The organism is Rothia gullae (assembly GCF_024294905.1).
Taxonomy (GTDB): Bacteria; Actinomycetota; Actinomycetes; order Actinomycetales; family Micrococcaceae; genus Rothia.
Map to the genome: position 1 here is coordinate 69,223 of NZ_JANCOC010000001.1, position 20,788 is coordinate 90,010.

General features: G+C 57.1%; 26 protein-coding genes. 25 read left to right on the forward strand and 1 reads right to left on the reverse strand.

Annotation, left to right across the window (positions count from 1 at the left end; genetic code table 11):
- The first annotated feature begins 1,009 nt into the window (after positions 1–1,009).
- From NML54_RS00300 to glmM, 25 genes are all read left to right on the forward strand, one after another.
- Entirely contained in the window at positions 1,010–2,104 is a 1,095-nt protein-coding gene (locus NML54_RS00300) for a YncE family protein (RefSeq protein ID WP_254755307.1), read from the forward strand.
- Between the two features lie 662 nt (positions 2,105–2,766).
- Positions 2,767–3,138: a 50S ribosomal protein L14 gene (rplN, locus tag NML54_RS00305; RefSeq protein WP_005504986.1), complete on the forward strand. Its 372-nt coding sequence runs from the start codon at positions 2,767–2,769 to the stop codon at positions 3,136–3,138.
- 3 nt (positions 3,139–3,141) lie between these two features.
- Positions 3,142–3,477: a 50S ribosomal protein L24 gene (gene rplX / locus NML54_RS00310; protein WP_254755308.1), complete on the forward strand. Its 336-nt coding sequence runs from the start codon at positions 3,142–3,144 to the stop codon at positions 3,475–3,477.
- Positions 3,477–4,037, forward strand: coding sequence for a 50S ribosomal protein L5 (gene rplE, locus NML54_RS00315; RefSeq protein ID WP_005505001.1), 561 nt, complete (start codon positions 3,477–3,479; stop codon positions 4,035–4,037). Before rplX ends, rplE begins: the two co-directional genes overlap by 1 nt.
- Before the next feature lie 73 nt (positions 4,038–4,110).
- Positions 4,111–4,509 carry a 30S ribosomal protein S8 gene (gene rpsH / locus NML54_RS00320; protein ID WP_005505003.1) on the forward strand — a complete coding sequence of 133 codons (399 nt, stop codon included), beginning with the start codon at positions 4,111–4,113 and terminating at the stop codon, positions 4,507–4,509.
- A 27-nt stretch (positions 4,510–4,536) separates the two neighbouring features.
- A complete protein-coding gene (gene rplF / locus NML54_RS00325; protein WP_005505004.1) occupies positions 4,537–5,073 on the forward strand; it encodes a 50S ribosomal protein L6 in 537 nt (178 codons plus the stop codon).
- A 2-nt stretch (positions 5,074–5,075) separates the two neighbouring features.
- Positions 5,076–5,435, forward strand: coding sequence for a 50S ribosomal protein L18 (gene rplR, locus NML54_RS00330; protein WP_005505006.1), 360 nt, complete (start codon positions 5,076–5,078; stop codon positions 5,433–5,435).
- Between the two features lie 29 nt (positions 5,436–5,464).
- Positions 5,465–6,109, forward strand: a complete 645-nt coding sequence (gene rpsE, locus NML54_RS00335) for a 30S ribosomal protein S5 (protein WP_171840195.1) — start codon at positions 5,465–5,467, stop codon at positions 6,107–6,109.
- Between the two features lie 2 nt (positions 6,110–6,111).
- A complete protein-coding gene (rpmD, locus tag NML54_RS00340) occupies positions 6,112–6,318 on the forward strand; it encodes a 50S ribosomal protein L30 (protein ID WP_004005265.1) in 207 nt (68 codons plus the stop codon).
- 2 nt (positions 6,319–6,320) lie between these two features.
- Positions 6,321–6,767 (forward strand): 50S ribosomal protein L15, encoded by a 447-nt coding sequence (rplO, locus tag NML54_RS00345; RefSeq protein WP_005505008.1) that lies wholly within the window; start codon positions 6,321–6,323, stop codon positions 6,765–6,767.
- 280 nt (positions 6,768–7,047) lie between these two features.
- Positions 7,048–8,355 (forward strand): preprotein translocase subunit SecY, encoded by a 1,308-nt coding sequence (gene secY / locus NML54_RS00350; protein ID WP_254755309.1) that lies wholly within the window; start codon positions 7,048–7,050, stop codon positions 8,353–8,355.
- Positions 8,352–8,915, forward strand: coding sequence for an adenylate kinase (locus NML54_RS00355; protein ID WP_005505015.1), 564 nt, complete (start codon positions 8,352–8,354; stop codon positions 8,913–8,915). The genes secY and NML54_RS00355 overlap by 4 nt, the downstream gene beginning before the upstream one ends.
- Positions 8,916–9,035: 120 nt before the next feature.
- Complete coding sequence (gene map / locus NML54_RS00360; RefSeq protein WP_254755310.1) at positions 9,036–9,875, forward strand: type I methionyl aminopeptidase; 840 nt, start codon at positions 9,036–9,038, stop codon at positions 9,873–9,875.
- A gap of 126 nt (positions 9,876–10,001) precedes the next feature.
- Complete coding sequence (gene rlmN, locus NML54_RS00365) at positions 10,002–11,216, forward strand: dual-specificity RNA methyltransferase RlmN (protein WP_254755311.1); 1,215 nt, start codon at positions 10,002–10,004, stop codon at positions 11,214–11,216.
- Positions 11,217–11,501: 285 nt separating this feature from the next.
- On the forward strand, positions 11,502–11,723 hold the full coding sequence (gene infA, locus NML54_RS00370; protein WP_005505018.1) for a translation initiation factor IF-1: 222 nt from the start codon (positions 11,502–11,504) through the stop codon (positions 11,721–11,723).
- 124 nt (positions 11,724–11,847) lie between these two features.
- On the forward strand, positions 11,848–11,961 hold the full coding sequence (gene rpmJ / locus NML54_RS00375) for a 50S ribosomal protein L36 (protein ID WP_004005257.1): 114 nt from the start codon (positions 11,848–11,850) through the stop codon (positions 11,959–11,961).
- A gap of 179 nt (positions 11,962–12,140) precedes the next feature.
- On the forward strand, positions 12,141–12,509 hold the full coding sequence (gene rpsM / locus NML54_RS00380) for a 30S ribosomal protein S13 (protein ID WP_005505026.1): 369 nt from the start codon (positions 12,141–12,143) through the stop codon (positions 12,507–12,509).
- Between the two features lie 68 nt (positions 12,510–12,577).
- A complete protein-coding gene (gene rpsK / locus NML54_RS00385) occupies positions 12,578–12,985 on the forward strand; it encodes a 30S ribosomal protein S11 (protein ID WP_005505028.1) in 408 nt (135 codons plus the stop codon).
- A 138-nt stretch (positions 12,986–13,123) separates the two neighbouring features.
- A complete protein-coding gene (locus tag NML54_RS00390) occupies positions 13,124–14,116 on the forward strand; it encodes a DNA-directed RNA polymerase subunit alpha (protein WP_005505031.1) in 993 nt (330 codons plus the stop codon).
- A 105-nt stretch (positions 14,117–14,221) separates the two neighbouring features.
- A complete protein-coding gene (rplQ, locus tag NML54_RS00395) occupies positions 14,222–14,875 on the forward strand; it encodes a 50S ribosomal protein L17 (RefSeq protein ID WP_005505032.1) in 654 nt (217 codons plus the stop codon).
- A gap of 174 nt (positions 14,876–15,049) precedes the next feature.
- Positions 15,050–16,015, forward strand: coding sequence for a tRNA pseudouridine(38-40) synthase TruA (gene truA, locus NML54_RS00400; protein ID WP_254755312.1), 966 nt, complete (start codon positions 15,050–15,052; stop codon positions 16,013–16,015).
- A gap of 364 nt (positions 16,016–16,379) precedes the next feature.
- Positions 16,380–16,823, forward strand: coding sequence for a 50S ribosomal protein L13 (gene rplM, locus NML54_RS00405; RefSeq protein ID WP_005505035.1), 444 nt, complete (start codon positions 16,380–16,382; stop codon positions 16,821–16,823).
- Positions 16,824–16,855: 32 nt separating this feature from the next.
- Positions 16,856–17,347 carry a 30S ribosomal protein S9 gene (gene rpsI / locus NML54_RS00410; protein ID WP_005505036.1) on the forward strand — a complete coding sequence of 164 codons (492 nt, stop codon included), beginning with the start codon at positions 16,856–16,858 and terminating at the stop codon, positions 17,345–17,347.
- 180 nt (positions 17,348–17,527) lie between these two features.
- Positions 17,528–18,595 carry a polyphosphate kinase 2 gene (gene ppk2 / locus NML54_RS00415; RefSeq protein ID WP_254755313.1) on the forward strand — a complete coding sequence of 356 codons (1,068 nt, stop codon included), beginning with the start codon at positions 17,528–17,530 and terminating at the stop codon, positions 18,593–18,595.
- Positions 18,596–18,839: 244 nt separating this feature from the next.
- Positions 18,840–20,198: a phosphoglucosamine mutase gene (gene glmM, locus NML54_RS00420; protein ID WP_254755314.1), complete on the forward strand. Its 1,359-nt coding sequence runs from the start codon at positions 18,840–18,842 to the stop codon at positions 20,196–20,198.
- A gap of 153 nt (positions 20,199–20,351) precedes the next feature.
- Here the strand turns inward: glmM and mscL are convergent, their stop codons facing one another.
- Positions 20,352–20,726 (reverse strand): large conductance mechanosensitive channel protein MscL, encoded by a 375-nt coding sequence (gene mscL, locus NML54_RS00425; protein WP_254755315.1) that lies wholly within the window; start codon positions 20,724–20,726, stop codon positions 20,352–20,354.
- Positions 20,727–20,788 lie beyond the last annotated feature (62 nt).

The following is a 20,788-nucleotide window of genomic DNA, read 5'->3' on the forward strand; positions in this document are numbered from 1 at the left end:
CGCGCCGGTAAAAAAATTTAAACCCCCCCCCCCTTGCCCCTATCTACCCCCCCCCACCCCCCCCCCGGGGGGCCCCCCCCCCCAACCCGGGGTCCCCCCCCCCTTTCAGTTTACCCATATGCCTGTTATATAGGCGGAAGGTCTAGACCAGAGTCAGAAGTAGCAGCGGGGGCTGGGGAAGAGAATGAATGAGAAAAAAGGAGGAGGGGAGGCGCACCCTCTGCACTCGCTCGCCCATATTTGACGACTTACCAGCCCCCAAAGAATGAAATGTAGGGTTCTAGCGCCTCAGATATAAAGAAAACCCGCACCGAAGTGCGGGTTTAGTGTCAAAGTGAGGTTCGGTCCCTAGACAAACGGATTAGCGAGGAAAAAGGGACCCAAGAAATCTGTCCGATAAGGACCGAACCTCTTATTTGACGCATGAGTCTCTTCTATTATGGTACATCTCGCTGATTTTCGCACCTTGAAGCGCGTTTATTACCAAAAAACTTGATTTTTGAAGAAAGAAGCCTTAATTTCTAAATTTTTAAGCAGATTTTTTCAGAACACTGCTTTGAGAAGGGTTCAGAGGTGACGAAATATTACGAAATCTATGGCTCTAGATGCCTCAGGATAAGCTTATAAATTCTATAAGATGTCACAATCTCTAGAATGATGTCTATTGTGGTGATTATATGCAGTATACGAAGCTTTTGTTGAGCAAAACCGCCCTGCTCAAAGCCTAGGGGAGAGCATTATGTGCTGCCGAGTATAGGGCCTCTTAATTTTGAACGGTGTAGTACATGGACTGTGCTAGAAAAGCCTCAAAGTGGAGGGCGAAACGTAAGATATATAACAGAAAGCTCCGGATGCTAAGCCCGCAAAATATGAGGTGAGCTAGCCTCCAACCTACACAACTCTGGAGATATCTATGGTTCCCTCAGTCGCAGGAGAAGGGCAGAAGAGCACCCTGGACGCCAACTGTTTTTCCGTGGATCGTTCTGCGGGGCTCGCTGGGCAGTATCAAGTGGCATACAACCCCGAAGAGAACGTTCTTTTCGTAAGCGGAAGCTTCAATCACACAAAGACTCACGGCACTCTCTGCGCAACAATCGCACGCATAAACGCAGATACCCTGCAGATTGAGGAGACGGCTGTTCTGCCTGCTATCCCGGAAAATAACCCCGGGCTAGAGAACCTCTTCCAAATCCAGGCTGCCTACGGTCTAGCAGCAGACAACGAGCGGGAGCTTCTCTGGACCGGAGGAACCCGCACAAATTCGGTAACCGCATACTCCCAAAAAGACCTAGCGCTCGTCTGGGATTCTCTCGCTCTAGGAGTGGAGATGCTAATTCCGCGTGAGCTATACGTTGCACCCAGCGGCGCTGTACTCGTGACCGGAATGGGTGGTTACCAGGTAATCTCTGCACCTAACGCAGAAGGAGAACGCGCGGTTAGCTCTCTTCAAGGGGACGGTCCCGCTATGCTACTAGGGCCCGTAGCTGATGAAGCTCGTAACTGCCTGTACATCCCGAATATTATGCGAGATAAAATCTGGGTTGTGGACATGAACACCTGGGGGCTCGTACGTAGGCTGCCCGTAACTGGCGGGGAAGACGCCAATGCTCCAATCGGTGTTCACGGTGTGGAGGTTGATTCAACGCGCGGCGAACTGTATGTCTCTGCACAGGGGCGCGAGGGTAAAAACGGGGGTCTATATGTTCTGAGTTTTGAGGGCGAACACCTCGCTTATCTTCCATTCGGCAAAATGCCCACCGATATCTTGCTAGATGCAGAACGTCAGCTGCTCTATGTTGCTGATTTTGGCGGTAAGGGAGAGCCTGCTGTTGCTGGCGGTGGAACTATCACTGTCATTGACACGCTTAACCGAACCATCATCGAGACCTTGCAGGTAGCCCCGACCCGTATTAATCACCAGGTCCTGCTGAAGGACGGGAGCGTCATCGCTATCGACAAGGCGGGGGACTACCCCGCAGTTGAGGTTTCCTACGTGCTGGATGCACGCTCTGGCGAATACCGTGAGGCTGTGGAAGAAAGCCGCCCGGGAGATGCTCCTCGTCCTATCGTTCGTGATGGTATCGCGAAAGTATATATCTCATAGCTACAGAGTGAAGTGCAGTTGACATGCCCAAAATAATCACTGACGCTCTCTAGCTCTGTGCGCGCACTAGCGGGGTGGGGGAGTATGACTTGGGTGATTCTATCGCTAGATCGCGGCAAATCTGTCGTGGGAGCATATTAAAACGTAGTAAAATATAAATATCTACCATCCTTGTTTGACACATTGTTTGGTAGATTTCTCGAGGCCCCTTCAGTTTCTTATGCGTCAGGAACTACACGAAGGGGCCTCCTGTTTTAAGTGTCAAATAAGGGGCCTTCTCAGTTGATGGTGATGTGGGATATGGAGTTTTTGCTCCTGAAACCCGGCTATCCTCAGAGATAGGGTGAGGGAGACTGAAATCATAGTCGGCAAACTCTTGCGCTACATGCCTGCTTCCTGTACAGTGTTAAGACTGTGTGGCTGTATCCAAATAGCCGCACAACCACGGGCTTCTCGTGCCAGTGCATAATGCCGCTACTTACGGGTGGGATACGCCCGCTTCACGCGGGTCCAAATGCTTCTGGCATGGGTTTGCCCCAGGCGTTTCCGCTAACCCCTTCCGTAGAGATGGGGCCCGGGGCGTCAACCAATCCCGTAAAAATGTTCCGCAAGGCTGGCTCGCGCCTAAAGCGAGTCGGAACCGGCGAGACGACAGGAGAAATATGATTCAGCAGGAGTCGCGACTGAAGGTCGCCGACAACACTGGTGCGAAGGAAATCCTGACCATCCGTGTTCTCGGTGGTTCCTCGCGTCGCTACGCAGGCATTGGCGACATCATTGTCGCAACCGTCAAGGATGCAATTCCCGGCGGTACCGTAAAGAAGGGTGACGTTGTCAAGGCAGTCGTCGTCCGCACCAAGAAGGAAACCCGTCGTCCCGACGGCTCCTACATCAAGTTCGACGAGAACTCCGCAGTGATCCTGAAGAACACTGATGGTGATCCCCGTGGTACCCGTATCTTCGGTCCCGTGGGTCGTGAACTTCGCGACAAGAAGTTCATGAAGATCGTTTCGCTGGCTCCGGAGGTGCTCTAATTCATGGCTAAGATCAAGTCCGGCGACCTGGTTCAGGTTATTTCCGGTGCAGATAAGGGCAAGCAGGGCAAGGTTCTGAAGGTTATCCCCAAGGAAAACCGCGTGATTGTTGAGGGCGTCAAGGTCGTCACCAAGCACACCAAGGCTAACCCCCTGACCGGCGCAGCAGGCGGCATTCAGAAGGTTGAGGCACCGATCCACGTTTCTAACGTTGCGATTGTTGACCCCGAGACCAAGAAGCCGACCCGTGTTGGTTTCCGCCTCGAGACTGTAGAGCGTGACGGCAAGGAGCGCACCGTTCGCGTGCGCGTTGCTAAGCGTTCGGGTAAGGACATCTAATGACCGAAACCAAGATCACCCCCCGCTTCAAGACCAAGTACGCTGAGGTCGTCGTTCCCGCTCTGCAGGAAGAGTTCAAGTACGAGAACGTCATGCAGACCCCGAAGATCGTTAAGGTCGTCGTAAACATGGGTGTCGGCGAGGCAGCTCGCGACGCAAAGCTCATGGACGGCGCAATCCGCGATCTCACCGCAATCACCGGTCAGAAGCCGATTGTTACCCGCGCTAAGAAGTCCATCGCACAGTTCAAGCTGCGCGAAGGTATGCCCATCGGCGCACACGTCACTCTGCGTGGCGACCGCATGTGGGAATTCCTGGACCGCCTCGTCACCCTGGCACTGCCCCGAATCCGCGACTTCCGCGGCCTCTCGGACCGCCAGTTCGACGGTAACGGTAACTACACCTTCGGTCTGACCGAGCAGTCCATGTTCCACGAAATCGATCAGGACTCGATCGACCGCGTGCGTGGTATGGACATCACCGTGGTGACCTCCGCGAAGACCGACGAAGAAGGCCGTGCAATCCTGAAGGCACTGGGCTTCCCGTTCAAGACCAACTAACGACTACGTTGTAGGTCCAGACCCCGTTACCGCGGAGTAGGGAAACCACAACGAGGAAGGGCTAAAGCCCACAATGACTATGACTGATCCGGTCGCAGATATGCTGACCCGTTTGCGTAACGCAAACTCCGCATACCACGACACCGTATCCATGCCCTACTCCAAGCTGAAGGCTCGCATTGCAGAGATCCTGAAGGCTGAGGGCTACATCGCCGACGTGAAGGTTGAGGATGCAAAGGTCGGCAAGACCCTGACCCTCGTCCTCAAGTACGGTCCGTCCCGCGAGCGATCCATCGCTGGCGTGCGTCGTATTTCCAAGCCGGGCCTGCGTACCTACGCAAAGTCCACCAACCTGCCCCAGGTTCTGGGTGGCCTCGGCATCGCAATCCTGTCCACCTCTTCGGGTCTGCTCACTGACAAGCAGGCAGCGAAGAAGGGCGTGGGCGGCGAAGTCATCGCTTACATCTGGTAGTCGGTTAGAAGAGAAAGGAAGAGAATAATGTCACGTATTGGACGTCTCCCCATCTCGGTTCCCGCCGGCGTTGAGGTTAAGGTCGATGGCAACCTGGTCACCGTTAAGGGCCCGAAGGGCGAGCTTTCCCACAAGGTAGCTTCCCCCATCACCGTGGCTCTGAACGAAAACGAGATCGTTGTATCTCGTCCGAACGACGAGCGCCTGTCTCGCTCGCTGCACGGTCTGACTCGTACCCTGATTCAGAACCTGATTATCGGCGTTACCTCCGGCTACGAGAAGAAGCTGGAAATCGTTGGTACCGGTTACCGTGTGACCCCGAAGGGTAACGACCTGGAGTTCGCTCTGGGCTACTCCCACCCGATCAACATCACCGCTCCCGAGGGTATTACCTTCGCAGTGGAGGGTGCTAACAAGCTGACCGTGTCGGGTATCGACAAGCAGCTCGTTGGTCAGGTTGCAGCAAACATTCGTGGTCTGCGTAAGCCCGATCCCTACAAGGGTAAGGGTGTTCGCTACGCAGGTGAGCACATCCGCCGCAAGGTCGGAAAGGCTGGTAAGTAAACATGGCTATCAAGTCGAAGGCAGCGCAGCGTGCACGTCGTCACGCTCGCATCCGCAAGTACGTTTCGGGTACCGCTGCGCGTCCGCGCCTGTGCGTCACCCGTTCGACCCGTCACATGTTCGTTCAGGTTATCGACGATGTCAAGGGTGTAACCCTGGCATCCGCTTCCACCATGGAAGCAGAGCTGCGTGCAGCTGACCTGGACAAGACCGCTAAGGCAAAGCGCGTTGGTGAGCTCGTTGCAGAGCGCGCCAAGGCAGCTGGTGTTGAGGCAGTCGTGTTCGACCGCGGTGGTAACAAGTACCACGGCCGTGTTGCAGCCGTTGCTGACGGTGCACGCGAGGGAGGTCTTGCACTCTAATGAGCGAGCAGAACGTAAAGGAAACTCAGGTGAGCGAAGCAGTAGTAGCTGAAACCGCTGAGACCTCCAACCAGCGCGAGGAGCGCCGCAACAACCGCGGCGAGCGTCGTGGCCGTGGCGAGCGCCGCAACAACCGCGCTCGCGAGGAGGAGAAGGACAAGTACATCGAGCGCGTTGTGACCATCAACCGCGTTTCCAAGGTCGTCAAGGGTGGTCGTCGCTTCAGCTTCACCGCACTGGTCGTCGTTGGTGACGGTAACGGCCTGGTCGGCGTTGGCTACGGTAAGGCTAAGGAAGTTCCCGCAGCAATCTCCAAGGGTGTCGAGGAAGCAAAGAAGAACTTCTTCCGCGTTCCCCGCATCGAAGGCCGCACCATCCCGCACCGCGTGCAGGGTGAAGCAGCTGCAGGCGTTGTGATGCTCCGTCCGGCAACCGCTGGTACCGGTGTTATCGCAGGTGGCCCCGTGCGTGCAGTACTCGAGTGCGCAGGCATTCACGATGTGCTGTCCAAGTCGCTCGGTTCCTCGAACCAGATCAACATCGTTCACGCAACTGTTGCAGCACTCAAGGAGCTCGAGGAGCCCCTGGCAGTGGCAGCCCGCCGTGGTCTGCCCACCGATGAGGTTATCCCCAGCTACCTGCGCAACACCAAGTCTGAAAAGGCAGGTGCGTAGTAATGGCCAAGCGTATTCAGCCCAGCGACGCAAAGCTGGAAATCACCCAGGTCAAGTCCTATGTTGGTCAGAAGCAGAACATGCGCGACACCCTGCGTTCCCTGGGGCTCAAGCGCCCCGGCAACAAGGTAGTCCGCACTGCTGACCCCGTCACCGTTGGCATGGTTAACACCGTTGCTCACCTGGTGAAGGTTGAGGAGGTCAAGTAAAGATGGCAGAAGCTATCAAGATTCACGATCTGCGCCCGGCACCGGGTGCCCACAAGGCAAAGACCCGCGTTGGCCGCGGTGAAGGCTCCAAGGGTAAGACCGCAGGTCGCGGTACCAAGGGTACCAAGGCACGTTACCAGGTTCGTGCAGGCTTCGAAGGCGGCCAGCTGCCGCTGCACATGCGCCTGCCGAAGCTGCGCGGCTTCAAGAACCCCTTCCGCACCGAGTACCAGGTTGTTAACCTGGACCGCATTCAGGAACTGTTCCCCAACGGTGGCGACGTCACTGTCGAGGCACTGGTTGCTAAGGGTGCCGTTCGCAAGAACGAGCTCGTGAAGGTTCTGGGCAACGGCGAAATCTCCGTCAAGGTGAACGTTGTTGTCGACAAGGCATCGGCTTCCGCTATCGAGAAGATCGAGGCCGCTGGCGGTTCTGTAACCGTTAAGTAGTCTTCAAGGCGAGAAAGCCCCCGTCCGTACAGTGTACGGCGGGGGCTTTTTACTGCTCAAAAGACTCACAACAGGGGTATATTCCTGTATTCGTATATTTGAACGCTTGGTGTACGCCACATTTAGTGTTCAAAAATCACGCTAAGAGGATATAAAAGCTACATAATCTGCTAGGGAGTTATTGTTACCCGCTCCAAACACGATAGACTGGAAGATGTGTTTACTGCGCCCTAAAAATCCTTCAGAGAAATGGGCGCCCCATAGACTTACAGGAGGACATGTGCTGAGCGCATTCGGGCGAGTTGTTAAGACCGCCGATTTGCGGCGTAAGCTGCTGTTTACCCTGGCAATGATTGTGCTGTACCGCGTGGGCACTTTCATCCCCGCGCCAGGCGTTTCCTACGGAAATGTACAGCAGTGTCTGAACGCCAATGTTACGAGCGGTGGCGTCTACGATATCGTCAACCTCTTCAGCGGTGGCGCACTGCTGCAGCTTTCGATCTTTGCCCTCGGCGTGATGCCGTACATTACCGCGTCCATTATCATCCAGCTGCTACGCGTGGTCATTCCGCGATTCCAGGAGCTGCACGATGAAGGCGCACAGGGTCAGGCAAAGCTCACCCAGTACACCCGCTACCTGACCATCGCTCTTGCTCTGCTGAACGCAACCACCATCGTCTCGATGGCGCGCTCCGGCGTTCTGCTGGGTAACTGCCCCGGTATCATCCCCCAGGACGACGTACTGCACATCCTGCTGATCATCGTTACCCTGTGCGCGGGTACCACCGTCATTATGTGGATGGGTGAGCAGATTACCGAGCGTGGCGTCGGTAACGGCATGTCCCTGCTGATCTTCACCTCCATCGCTTCTTCCTTCCCGAGTGCTCTGGGCTCCATCCAGCGCACCCACGGTTGGGGTATCTTCGTAGCCGTCTGCGGCATCGGCCTGCTGGTCATGCTCGCTGTGGTCTACGTCGAGCAGTCCGTTCGCCGTATTCCCGTGCAGTACGCAAAACGCATGATTGGTCGACGCACCATTGGTGGCACCAGCACCTACATTCCGCTCAAGGTCAACATGGCAGGCGTGATCCCGCTGATCTTTGCCTCCTCCCTGCTGACCCTGCCCGGTCTGATCGCACAGTTCAACACCCCCACCAACGGTTCCACTCCGCCGGAATGGGTTAACTGGATCAACGCATACCTGGTGCGCGGCGATCACCCGCTGTACATTGCTCTCTATTTCTTCATGATTATTGGCTTCGCGTACTTCTACGTGGCGGTCACCTTCGACCCAGTAGAAGTAGCGGACAATATGAAGAAGTACGGTGGCTTCATTCCCGGTATCCGTGCCGGTAAGCCCACCGAGCGTTACCTCAGCTACGTACTCAACCGAATTACGTTGCCTGGCGCACTTTACCTGGGTGTAATTTCCATGATTCCCCTCGTAGCGCTTATCCTATTCAACGCAAACCAGAATTTCCCGTTCGGCGGCGCCTCGCTGCTGATTGTGGTGGGTGTTGGTCTTGATACTCTCAAGCAGATCAACGCTCAGCTCCAACAACGAAACTACGAAGGACTGCTCCGATGAACCGTCTGCTCATCGTCGGCCCTCCCGGTGCAGGTAAGGGCACCCAGGCCGTCAAAATCGCTGAAGCGCTGAAGATTCCCGCGATTTCCACCGGTGATATCTTCCGCAAGAACATCAAGGAAGAGACCGAGCTGGGCAAGGAAGCGAAGTCGTACATCGACTCCGGCAACCTGGTTCCCGACTCCGTCACCAACAACATGGTGCGCGCGCGTCTGGAGGAAAGCGACGTCGTCAACGGCTTCTTGCTCGACGGCTACCCCCGCAACACCTCCCAGGTTCACGAGCTGGACTCCATCCTCGAAGCCAAGGGCGAGAAGATTGACCGCGTTCTCCTGCTGGTTGCAGACAACGACGAACTCGTCGAGCGTCTGCTCAACCGCGCAGCAGAGCAGGGCCGCACCGATGACAACGAAGAGGTCATCCGTCACCGCCTGAAGGTCTACGAAGAAGAGACCGCACCGCTGATCGCAATCTACCGCGAACGCGGCATCGTCAAGGAAGTTAATGGTCTTGGCGAGATTGCTGAAGTCACCGAGCGCATCCTCGACGCTCTGAAGTAATCTTCTGCTGTACCCCCGCAATTTGAGGTGCATGATGCATCACAAAGACTTGCGGGGGTACAGTGCTGTCTGTAGAGTTCTAAGCTTGGGCGTACCGCCCCACATACCTAAGGAGTCAGAATGGCACGAGTCGAAATCAAAACCAATGCACAGCTTCAGCAGATGGCTCGTGCAGGCGTCATTACCAGCCGTGCACTTGATGCGGCAGTGGCGGCAGCCCGCCCCGGCATAACCACCGCAGAGGTGAACGCCGCCTTTGAACGCACCATGCTGGAGCTGGGTGGCACCTCCAACTTCTACGGCTACTACGACTACCCGGCGACCGTATGCACCTCCGTTAACCACGAAGTTGTTCACGGCATCCCTGGCGACTACGTGCTCAAGGACGGCGATATTCTCTCCATCGATGGTGGCGCATACGTCATCGACCCCGCTACCAACCGCCAGTGGCACGGTGACTCGGCACGTACTGTGCTGGTTGGTGACAACGTAAGCGGAGCCCGCACGGAACTCTCCGCCGTCACCCGCGAGGCGATGTGGCACGGTATTGCCGCTTTGGCTAGTGCAAAGAAGGTCGGCGAAATTGGTCTTGCCATCGAAGCGTACGTGACCGAAGAATACGGCGATAAGTACGGCATCATTGAAGACTACGTGGGCCACGGTATCGGTTCCCAGATGCACATGGCGCCGGACGTACTGAACTACGCGGTACGTGACACTGGCCCGAAGATTAAGCCCGGCATGGCTTTCGCTATCGAACCGATGCTCGTCACTGGTTCCATCGAGACCAAGGTACTCTCTGACGACTGGACCGTTGTGACCGTTGACGGTTCCGATGCATGCCAGTGGGAGCACTCCGTTGCTGTGCACAGTGAAGGCATCTGGGTTCTGACCGCAGAAGACGGCGGCGCAAGCGAACTTGCTCGCTTCGGCATAACCCCGGTTCCGATCCCCGCCTAAGTCCCACCACTGGGGGAAGGGGAACCCCCCTTTAGCTGCCACACCTCCATCCGAAAGAAACCGGCGAATCCGGTCCGGTGCGTGATAGCGCATCCGAAAGCATCCACATCATAAGGAAGAAGCTCCATGAGCGAAACTCTCAACAGCGGCGAGGCAACCGCACCCGCTGCGACCAAGGTGCCGGTTGAAATCTCGAACGTTCGCCCCGCACCCGGCCAGATTGCCCTGAAAGCACCGCGCCGTGCGAAGCCGCCCAAGCACATCGCTGACTTCGATATGGCTGGCCGCCGTGAATTTCTGAAGGAACTGGGCTACCAGTCGTTCCGTGCGTCCCAGCTGTCAAAGCACTATTTTGAGCGTCTGGTCACTGACCCCGCCGAGATGACTGACCTGCCGGCTAAGGATCGCGAGCAGATGGTTGCTCAGGCGATGCCCCAGCTTCTGACTCCGGTCCGTACCCTCGAGGCTGACGGTGGCGATACTCTGAAGATTGTGCACCGACTCTTTGACGGTGCGCTCATTGAGTCCGTCATCATGCGCTATGACAACCGCGTGACCATGTGCATTTCTTCGCAGGCTGGCTGCGGTATGAACTGCCCCTTCTGCGCAACCGGTCAACAGGGTTTGACCCGTAACCTCTCTACTGCAGAAATTGTGGAGCAGGTCGTCGCTGGTGCCCGCTACCTGAAGCAGATGAAGGGCCTGGAAGAAGCAGAAGGCGGTTCTGAGGATACTCGTCCGCTGCGTGTTTCCAATATTGTCTTTATGGGTATGGGTGAGGCGCTCGCTAACTACAAGGCAACCATGGGTGCTGTGCACCGCCTGATTGACCCTTCGCCCGAGGGCCTCGGTATTTCTGCTCGTGGTCTGACCATGTCGACCGTGGGTCTGGTGCCGGGTATTCGTAAGTTTGAGCTGGAGAAGCTGCCCATTACTTTGGCGCTGTCTCTGCACGCTCCGGATGATGAGCTGCGTGATGAGCTAATCCCGATCAACCAGCGTTGGAAGGTCGACGAGACTTTGGACGCTGCGTACGACTACTACCGTACGACCGGCCGCCGCGTCTCCATTGAGTACGCGCTGATTCGCGATATTAACGATCAGGGCTGGCGTGCGGATTTGCTCGGTAAGAAGCTGGCGCAGCGCGGCCGTGGTTGGGTGCACGTGAACCCGATTCCGCTGAACCCGACCCCGGGTTCGAAGTGGACGGCATCCCGTAAGGGCGTTGAGCAGAACTTTGTGGAGCGTCTGCGTGCCCACGGTATTCCGACGACTATTCGTGATACTCGCGGTTCCGATATTGATGGTGCATGCGGTCAGCTGGCTGCTAAGGAAGACTAAGCAGTTGAGCTGTGACCGGTGAACGGTGCCCCTTTCCTGCGGAGGGAAGTCATTAAGACTTTCAGGAACGTGGGGAGGGGCTTCTTCCTTTTAAATATTAAGTGCCTGATGTCATAAAAATCACGGTTGTTTTTCCATGGTCTTTGCCGTAGAGTTAAGAGTTGGTTGTTTGTGCCAGTGTTAAGTGTGCCTTGAAACGCCCTAGCGCCTCACCGAGGTGAGCTCACAAACAGAAGATACAATTGCCCGCCGCGCCTGCGACGGGCACCGACGTTAGCGGAGGATATGGCTAAGAAAGACGGCGTCATCGAGATTGAAGGCTCTGTGGTTGAAGCTCTGCCCAACGCGATGTTCCGTGTTGAGCTGGATAACGGCCACAAGGTTCTCGCACACATCTCGGGCAAGATGCGTCAGCACTACATTCGCATCCTGCCTGAGGACCGAGTAGTAGTGGAACTGAGCCCCTACGACCTTTCCCGAGGTCGTATCGTCTACCGTTACAAGTAAACCCGAGATAAACGTCGCCCCTGGCTGCGTTTAAATCGTGTTCAAAGGGATAACGCAGTTCCCCAACGTAAGTGAGGGAACCTCTTATCTCGCCAGTAATCAAGTTGCAATCAAAAGGAATGCGATGAAGGTCAAGCCGAGCGTTAAGCCGATCTGCGATAAGTGCAAGGTGATCCGCCGTCACGGTGTGGTCATGGTGATCTGCGAAAACCCGCGCCACAAGCAGCGCCAGGGCTAATCCCTAGCAGCTGACTTCATAACCGCCCCAACAGGGGGCGGAATTGTCATAGGCACCGCTCCGAAGCAACGCCGACGAGGCGACTTCGGATACCTCCGGACTCAGAGGCCGGGGACCGGGTCAGAACAACCCGGGCAGTGATGCTATAGACCTCTGGAAACCAACAAGGAGAAGCCAGTATGGCACGTCTCGCTGGAGTTGATATTCCCCGCGAAAAGCGCGTGGAAGTTGCTCTCACTTACATCTACGGCGTGGGCAAGACCCGTGCACACGAAACCCTCGCTGCTACCGGCGTCAACCCTGACACTCGCGTCAAGGACCTGACCGACCAGGAGCTCGTGGCACTTCGTGACTTCATCGAAGGCAACTACAAGGTTGAAGGTGATCTTCGCCGCGAGGTTGCAGCTGACATCCGCCGTAAGGTTGAAATCGGTTCCTACCAGGGCCTGCGTCACCGCCGCGGCCTGCCGGTTCACGGTCAGCGCACCAAGACTAACGCACGTACCCGCAAGGGTCCGAAGCGTACCGTCGCAGGTAAGAAGAAGTAAGCAACGTTGCTCTGTTGGATATCTCTATCCGACCAACGTATTAGAAAACCTTTGTAGGAGAATCAAAAATGCCTCCCAAGACTCGCGCTGCGGCAGCTCGTAAGACCAACCGCCGCAAGGTTAGCAAGAACATCGTTGCTGGTCAGGCTCACATCAAGTCGACCTTCAACAACACCATCGTCTCCATCACCGATCCCACCGGTGCAGTGATCTCCTGGTCCTCCGCTGGCGACATGGGCTTCAAGGGCTCCCGTAAGTCCACCCCCTACGCCGCACAGCTGGCAGCTGAGGCTGCTGCAAACCGCGCCAAGGAGCACGGCGTCCGCAAGGTTGACGTGTTCGTCAAGGGCCCCGGTTCCGGTCGCGAAACCGCAATCCGCTCCCTGCAGGCTGCAGGCCTCGAGGTCGGTTCGATCCAGGACGTTACCCCCGTTGCACACAACGGTTGCCGTCCCCCGAAGCGCCGCCGCGTCTAATTAGGTCCCTGACCTAATCCCTCGACGGGTACGCTCCACGGAGCTGTACCCGGAGAGTACAGACACCCGTCTGCTTCCTAAGATATGTTTTCCCCAACCTGTGGGCTCATATAGCGGAGCTCACCGAAAGGAAACAAAGTGCTTATTGCACAGCGCCCCACTCTGACTGAAGAGGTCGTAGCGCCCAACCGCTCGCGCTTCACCATCGAGCCTCTGGAGCCCGGTTTCGGCTACACCATGGGTAACTCCCTCCGCCGTACTCTGTTGTCCTCCATCCCCGGTGCCGCTGTTACCAGCGTCCGCATTGATGGTGTACTGCACGAGTTCAGCACCGTTCCCGGCGTGACCGAGGACGTCACTGAGATCATCTTGAACATCAAGAAGCTCTCCATCTCTTCTGAGAACGACGAGCCCGTCGTGGCCTACCTGCGCAAGCAGGGCGAAGGTGAACTGACCGCAGGCGACATCGAGGTTCCCGCCGGCGTGGAGATCCACAACCCGGAACTGCACCTGGCAACCCTGAACGCCTCGGCAAACTTCAACGCTGAGCTGGTTATCGAGCGCGGTCGCGGCTACGTGACTGCAGCTCAGAACAAGGTCGGCGATGGCGAGATTGGCCGTATCCCGGTTGACTCCATCTACTCTCCGGTTCTGAAGGTTACCTTCAGCGTGAACGCGACCCGTGTTGAGCAGCGCACCGACTTCGACAGCCTGACCCTGGACGTCGAAACCAAGGAAGCCATCGCACCGCGTGATGCCGTTGCTTCTGCAGGCAGCACCCTGGTCGAGCTCTTCGGCCTGGCACGTGAGCTGAACATTGCAGCTGAGGGTATCGAAGTTGGCCCGTCGCCCGCCGACGAGTCCATGGCCGCTGATCTGGCACTGCCGATCGAGGACCTGAACATGTCCGTCCGCTCCTACAACTGCCTCAAGCGCGAGGGCATCCACACTGTGGGTGAGCTCGTGACCCGCAGTGAAGCTGACCTGATGGATATCCGTAACTTCGGTGCTAAGTCCATTGACGAGGTCAAGGCAAAGCTCATCGAGCTCGGCCTGGCTCTGAAGGATTCCCCTCCCGGTTTCGAGCCTGCTGCACGCCCGCTTGATGACGAAGACGGTTCCGGCGAATAATTTCGACCGAATAGTTCACCCGGTTCCACCGGGATCAGTCAAACTTGATTCCCTAAGAGGCTCCGCTGCTGGGGCGTTAGGGAACGCAACTATGGAGATTTAACTATGCCTACTCCCACTAAGGGTCCCCGCCTCGGCGGTTCCCCGACCCACGAGCGCCACATGCTCAACAACCTGTCGGCGCAGCTGTTCCAGCACAAGCGCATCACCACCACCCTGACCAAGGCAAAGCGCCTGCGTCCGGTGGCAGAGCGCTTCATCACCTTCGGTAAGAAGGGCGACCTGGCTGCTCGCCGTCGCGTGCTGCGTTCCATCACCGACAAGTCCGTCGTGCACGAGCTCTTCACCGTTATTGCTCCGGCAATGGCAGAGCGCCCCGGTGGTTACACCCGCATCATCAAGATCGGTAACCGTAAGGGCGACAACGCTCCCATGGCAGTCATCGAGCTCGTTATGGAGCCCGTTGCAACCAAGGGTGCAGTTGCTGAGGCAACCAAGGTTGCTGAGAAGGCAGCTGAGGCTCCCAAGGCTGAAGCAGCTGAGGGCCTGCCCGCAGGTTCCCACGCACCCCTGGAGTCCGGCGAGGCTCCCGAGGGCTTCGAGGTTAAGGGTAACGCCGATTCCATGAAGTACCACGTGCCCGGTTCCCGCTGGTACTCCAGCACCAAGGCTGAAATCTGGTTCGACTCCGCTGAGTCGGCAGAGGCTGCAGGTTACGCCCCCGCAGGTGGCGCAGCAGCACAGAAGGTTTCCGAGTAATACGGATCCCAGCTGATTTAGGCTAAGCCTAAAATATGTCAATCCGCCGTCCACTGCTGTGGGCGGCGGATTGGTGTATCTGCATACTTAACGAGGAGACGGTTCTTTGCGCATTCGCTATACAAGAGTCGATCCGTATTCTTCAACCGTCCTTTACCGCTGAAAGGCATACCAATGCATAACGCTACTGCTTTAGAGAACCGTGAAGAACAGCCCTTCACTGCTACGCACCGCGTGCGAATTGATTGTGCCTACGACGGTTCCCTTTTCAGCGGATGGGCTGCCCAACCGAACCTGGTTACCGTGCAGGGGGTCATTGAGAACGCCCTTGAACTGATTTTGCGGGCGCCTCACCGTGTCGTGGTCGCAGGCCGAACCGATGCCGGTGTGCATGCGGAGGCCCAGACCCTGCATTGCGATTTGAACGATGAGGATTGGGCTCGTCTGCAAGGTCGAACGGGGGAGGACGACCCGACGGCTGCCCTGGGGCGCCGCCTCACCGGTGCTCTTCAACGTTGTCTTTACGATGCGGAAGAGCAGTTGAACCTGCCGAAGAATGTCCGCGGTATTCTGCAGGGTGCGATTCAGATTCACCGGGTCACTGAGGCTCCCTTCGACTTTGATGCGCGCTTCTCCGCCATCGGTCGCCGCTACGTATATCGCATCGCAGATGGTGCGGCGGACGGTCTTAACCCCCTGCATCGCACCTACACCTGGGCAGTACCTGAGCACCTGGATTGCGCTGATCTTAACCAGTCAGCACAGCAGCTACTCGGTCTGCGCGATTTCCTCTCCTTCTGCAAGCCGCGTGAAGGTGCGACCACGATTCGTGAGCTGCGAGAGCTCAGCTTCACTCGCACGGAAAGTGGTCTTATTGAGGTGCGCGTGGTGGCTGATGCCTTCTGCCATCACATGGTGCGTTCGCTTGTGGGCGCGCTGGTGCTCTACGGCACGGGTAAACGTGACGCCGCCTGGTTGCGTGAGCGGATCGAGATCCCAGGGCGCGAGGCTTCGCTGACTCTGGCACCTCCGCATGCGCTCGCTTTGGCTGAGATATACTACCCTGCGCCGGAATTGTATGGGGAGCAAGCTGAGCGTGCTCGAGCAAAGCGTGAGGACCACGAAGCACAGAGCGCTTAACGCCCTGTATATATTGAGCCACGTCACGTTGCTCATACGCCGTGAAGCGTCGCGGGGGAACGCAACTACCTCAGGTGAATTACACGGATGGAATTTAAAATGTGTTTAAGGCAAAAAAGCCCTATTTTTAAGGCTTTGGCGGTGGATTAAGCACTCGACGTCCTGTATAGTCTTGATATGTTGTGCGTGTTCTACCCGAGCGCGCTCTAAATCGCTGTCTAGTTGCAGGACGTTAAGGCGGTCTAGAGTACGGGCAGAACGGGCGGCAGCTCGGTCCTCACCCGGGTGTTCGTCATGCACGTAAGTAAAAGGCGCGATACCCAACTAAGCGCCGTATGTACATTTCGAGACAAAGGCCAATATTTTGCGCACTTATACTCCCAAGCCCGGCGAAGTCGAGCGCCAGTGGCACGTCATTGACGCCACCGACGTTGTTCTCGGCCGCCTCGCAAGCCAGACCGCTATCCTGCTGCGCGGTAAGCACAAGCCGACTTTTGCTCCCCACGTTGACACCGGTGACTTCGTTATCATCGTGAACGCTGAGAAGGTCGCCCTGACCGGTGCAAAGCTCGAGCAGAAGCGTGCATACCGCCACTCGGGTTACCCCGGCGGTCTGAAGTCCGTGAACTACGCAGAACTGCTTGAGACCAACCCCGTTCGCGCGGTTGAGAAGGCTGTTAAGGGCATGCTGCCCAAGAACAAGCTTGCTGCACAGCAGCTCAAGAAGCTGAAGGTCTACGCTGGCCCCGAGCACCCGCACGCGGCACAGCAGCCCAAGACCTACGAATTTAACCAGGTCGCCCAGTAATTCGGGCCTACGAAGAAACAATAGGAGAAATCGTGGCTCAGAACGAAGAGCAGATCGTAGTCGAGGAAGAGCTGACCAGCTACACCTCGGAGTCCGCTGCCCCCGCAGCGGCTAAGGCAGCACGTCCGGCACTGACCGTTGCAGGCGCAGCAGTTGGTCGCCGCAAGGAAGCAGTGGCACGCGTTCGCGTTGTGCCCGGTTCCGGCAACTGGACCATCAACGGTCGTAGCCTGGAAGACTACTTCCCCAACAAGCTGCACCAGCAGGATGTCAACCAGCCCTTCAAGCTCCTGGAGCTCGAGGGTGCATACGACGTCATTGCACGCATCAACGGTGGTGGCCCCTCCGGTCAGGCAGGTGCTCTGCGCCTGGGTATCGCTCGTGCACTGAACGAGATCGACCGCGAGAACAACCGCCCCGCACTGAAGAAGGCTGGCTACCTGACCCGTGACGCACGCGTCATCGAGCGTAAGAAGGCTGGTCTTAAGAAGGCACGCAAGGCTTCGCAGTTCTCCAAGCGTTAATCGCTGGTTTTTACGAAGCGTTACGCCCCGCTTCTCCCTCGGGAGATTCGGGGCGTTTTGCGTATCTACTCACCGTGAGCGTTACAAGCTTATAGGGTGCATATAACTGTTACGTTTGTTCATCGAAGAGCACACCGGTAGAGTTAAAGAGTCAGAGCAGACAGGAAGAAAAGAGTACTCATGGCAGAGCAGAATCCCTCCACCCAGCCCGAAGAGAAGGCAGTGGAGGTTCCTCAGGCTGAAGCCCACCAGCACACCGCTGAAGGCGCACACGCACACACCGGTTCTGAGAAGAAACAAGCCATCAAGGAAGCCCTGAGGCCCCAGGCACGCCGCACCTCCGTTGTCGAGGACTACACGGCAGAGCTGGACGAAATGGCTTCCCTCACCCGTGCCCTCGGCAAGGACAAGAAGGACGACGAAACCTCTCAGGCATGGAAGAAGGGTTACCCCTACGACACCAAGCTCAGCCGTAAGGCATACGAGAAGGAAAAGCGTGCCCTGCAGATTGAGCTGCTGAAGTTGCAGCTCTGGGCTAAGTCCACCGGTCAGAAGATCCTCATCATCTTTGAAGGCCGTGACGCAGCAGGTAAGGGTGGCTCCATCAAGCGCTTCACCGAGCACCTGAACCCCCGTGGCGCTCGCGTTGTGGCACTGGAGAAACCGACTGATATCGAGCAGACCCAGTGGTACTTCCAGCGTTACATCAAGCACCTGCCCTCCGGCGGCGAAATCGTCCTGATGGACCGCTCCTGGTACAACCGTGCCGGCGTTGAGCGCGTTATGGGTTACTGCACCCAGGCACAGTACTTCGAGTTTATGCGCGAAGTTCCGGACCTGGAGCGCATGCTGGTGAACTCCGGTATCCACATCATCAAGTTCTGGTTCTCCGTCACCCGCGAAGAGCAGCTCGCACGTTTCACCTCCCGCCGTACCGACCCGGTTCGCCAGTGGAAGCTTTCCCCCACCGACCTGGCATCCCTGGACAAGTGGGACGACTACACCGCGGCGAAGGAAGCAATGTTCTTCTACACCCACACCGGTGACGCTCCCTGGACTGTTATCAAGTCCAACGACAAGAAGCGCGCACGTCTGGAAGCAATGCGTTACGTGCTCTCCCAGTTCGATTACCCCTCCAAGGATGAGGCAGTCGTGGGTGAGCTCGACTCGCTGATCGTCCGCTCTGCATCGGACGTTTTCGAGGATGAGTCCGGTGACTCTCCCGATGGCTTCCCGGTCGTCAAGTAAGCGTTGATAGATAGGGGAGAGCGAAAACTCAACCCTGCGGCGGTATAACCGCTAAATAGCTTGCACTATGAAGGTGTCTGCTTCTCCTAATCCCCATTGGAAAAGGAGAGGCAGGCACCTTCGCGCTTTTACGTAAAACCTTAGCTATGAAGCAGATATGTAGCCGCTGAAAATCACTTTCTGATTATGAAGAATTTACGGTGTATACGCCTAAGCGGAGTTACGCACAACGTAAAATAAAAGGGTGACTGAACGACTTTTTGGAACCGACGGCGTACGCGGTCTGGCAAACGATGTAATTACTCCCGCCCTGGCTATGGAGCTCGCGCAGGCGGCTTCTATTGTTCTGGGCCTTGACACGGCAGAAGAGGGTGTACGCCCCCGTGCCGTGATCGCAAATGACTCCCGATCCTCAGCAGACTTTATTGTCTCTGCGATGAAGGCTGGCTTCGCTAGCGCAGGTGTTGACGTGCTGGACGCCGGCATTGTCCCCACCCCCGCAGCAGCTTACCTGGTGGCACACACCGGTGCTGACTTCGGCGTGATGATTTCTGCATCGCACAACCCCGCTGCGGACAACGGCATTAAGTTCCTGGCCCGAGGCGGCCAGAAGCTGGAAGACTCCGTTGAGGACGCCATTGAGCGCGTTTACCGCGAGAAGTCCTTCCGCTACCCGACCGGTGGCGCTGTGGGTACCGTCAAGCCCCTGGAGAACGGTACCGAGGCTTACGTGAAGCACCTGGTCTCCACCTTGCCTGACGGCAAGCCTCTTGCTGGCATGAAGATTGTTCTGGACTGCGCAAACGGTGCGGCCTACGCAGCATCCCCGGCAACCTTCGAGGCACTGGGTGCAGAGGTCATTGCACTGGCCGTAGAGCCCAACGGCACCAACATCAACGACGGCGTGGGCTCCACCCACCCCGAGAAGCTGCAGGCAGCAGTCGTTGAGCACGGCGCGGACCTCGGCATCGCCCACGACGGCGACTCCGATCGTTGCCAGGCAGTTGACGAAAAGGGCAACCTGGTAGACGGCGACCAGATCATGGCTATCCTTGCTGTTGCCGCTAAGAGCGAAGGCAAGCTCGCAAAGGACACCCTCGTCGCAACCGTGATGAGCAGCCTGGGCCTGGAGCTGTACCTGCGCGAGCACGGCATTACCCTCGGCCGCACCGCTGTGGGTGACCGCTACGTCCTCGAGTCTATGCGCGAGCACGGCTACAACCTCGGCGGCGAGCAGTCCGGCCACGTTATTATGAGCGACTACGCAACCACCGGTGACGGCGTTCTGACCGGCATCCAGCTGGCTGCAGAGGTGGCTCGTAGCGGTCAGACCCTCTCGGAGCTGGCATCTCGCATGCAGCCCACCCCGCAGCGCCTGATCAATGTCAAGGGCGTTGACCGTGCGGCGGTCAAGACCAACGAGGCGCTCGCTACCGCTGTGAGCGAGGCTGAAGGTGTACTGGGGGAGAGCGGCCGCGTGCTGCTGCGTGCATCCGGCACTGAGCCTCTGGTTCGCGTGATGGTTGAGGCTGCAACCCAGGAGCAGGCCGATGAGGTTGCTCAGCAGCTGGCTGATGTTGTGGCTAAGGAACTGGGACTCTAAACGTATTCTCTTCCGGCGCGAAGACCGGCATGGAGGATAGAGAAAGGACTGGGAAGGTGTAGAGACACCTTCCCAGCCCTTCTTCGTTATTTTGAGCGGGGTAGGGGGACGAGGATACGGGGGTTTGAAAGTTAGTGTTAGAGAGCGGAGAAATTACTTCTTTGCCAGAGCGTCGCGGATCTCCTTGAGGAGTGCGATCTCGGTCTCTTCCTCTTCTTCATCTTCCTGAGCCTTGTTCTTGGAAGCCAGCTCGGTCAGCTTCTGGACGGGCAGAACAACTGCGAAGTACACGGCAGCTGCAATCAGAACGAAGTTGACAACAGCGGTCAGGAACACGCCAACCTTGATCTGGCCGAAGACCAGGAACTGGTCGAAGTTGGGGGACTGAATCAGCATGGAGATAGCCGGCATCAGGACGGACTGGACAAGTGCGGTCACCACAGCAGTGAAGGCGGTACCCATGATTAGACCAACTGCGAGGTCGATGACGTTACCGCGGATCAGAAAATCTTTAAAACCATTAAGCATGAGATATAGAATAGCGCCTTTTTACCTCAGAAAATGTCATATTCTGAGAAAATTTTCATTGT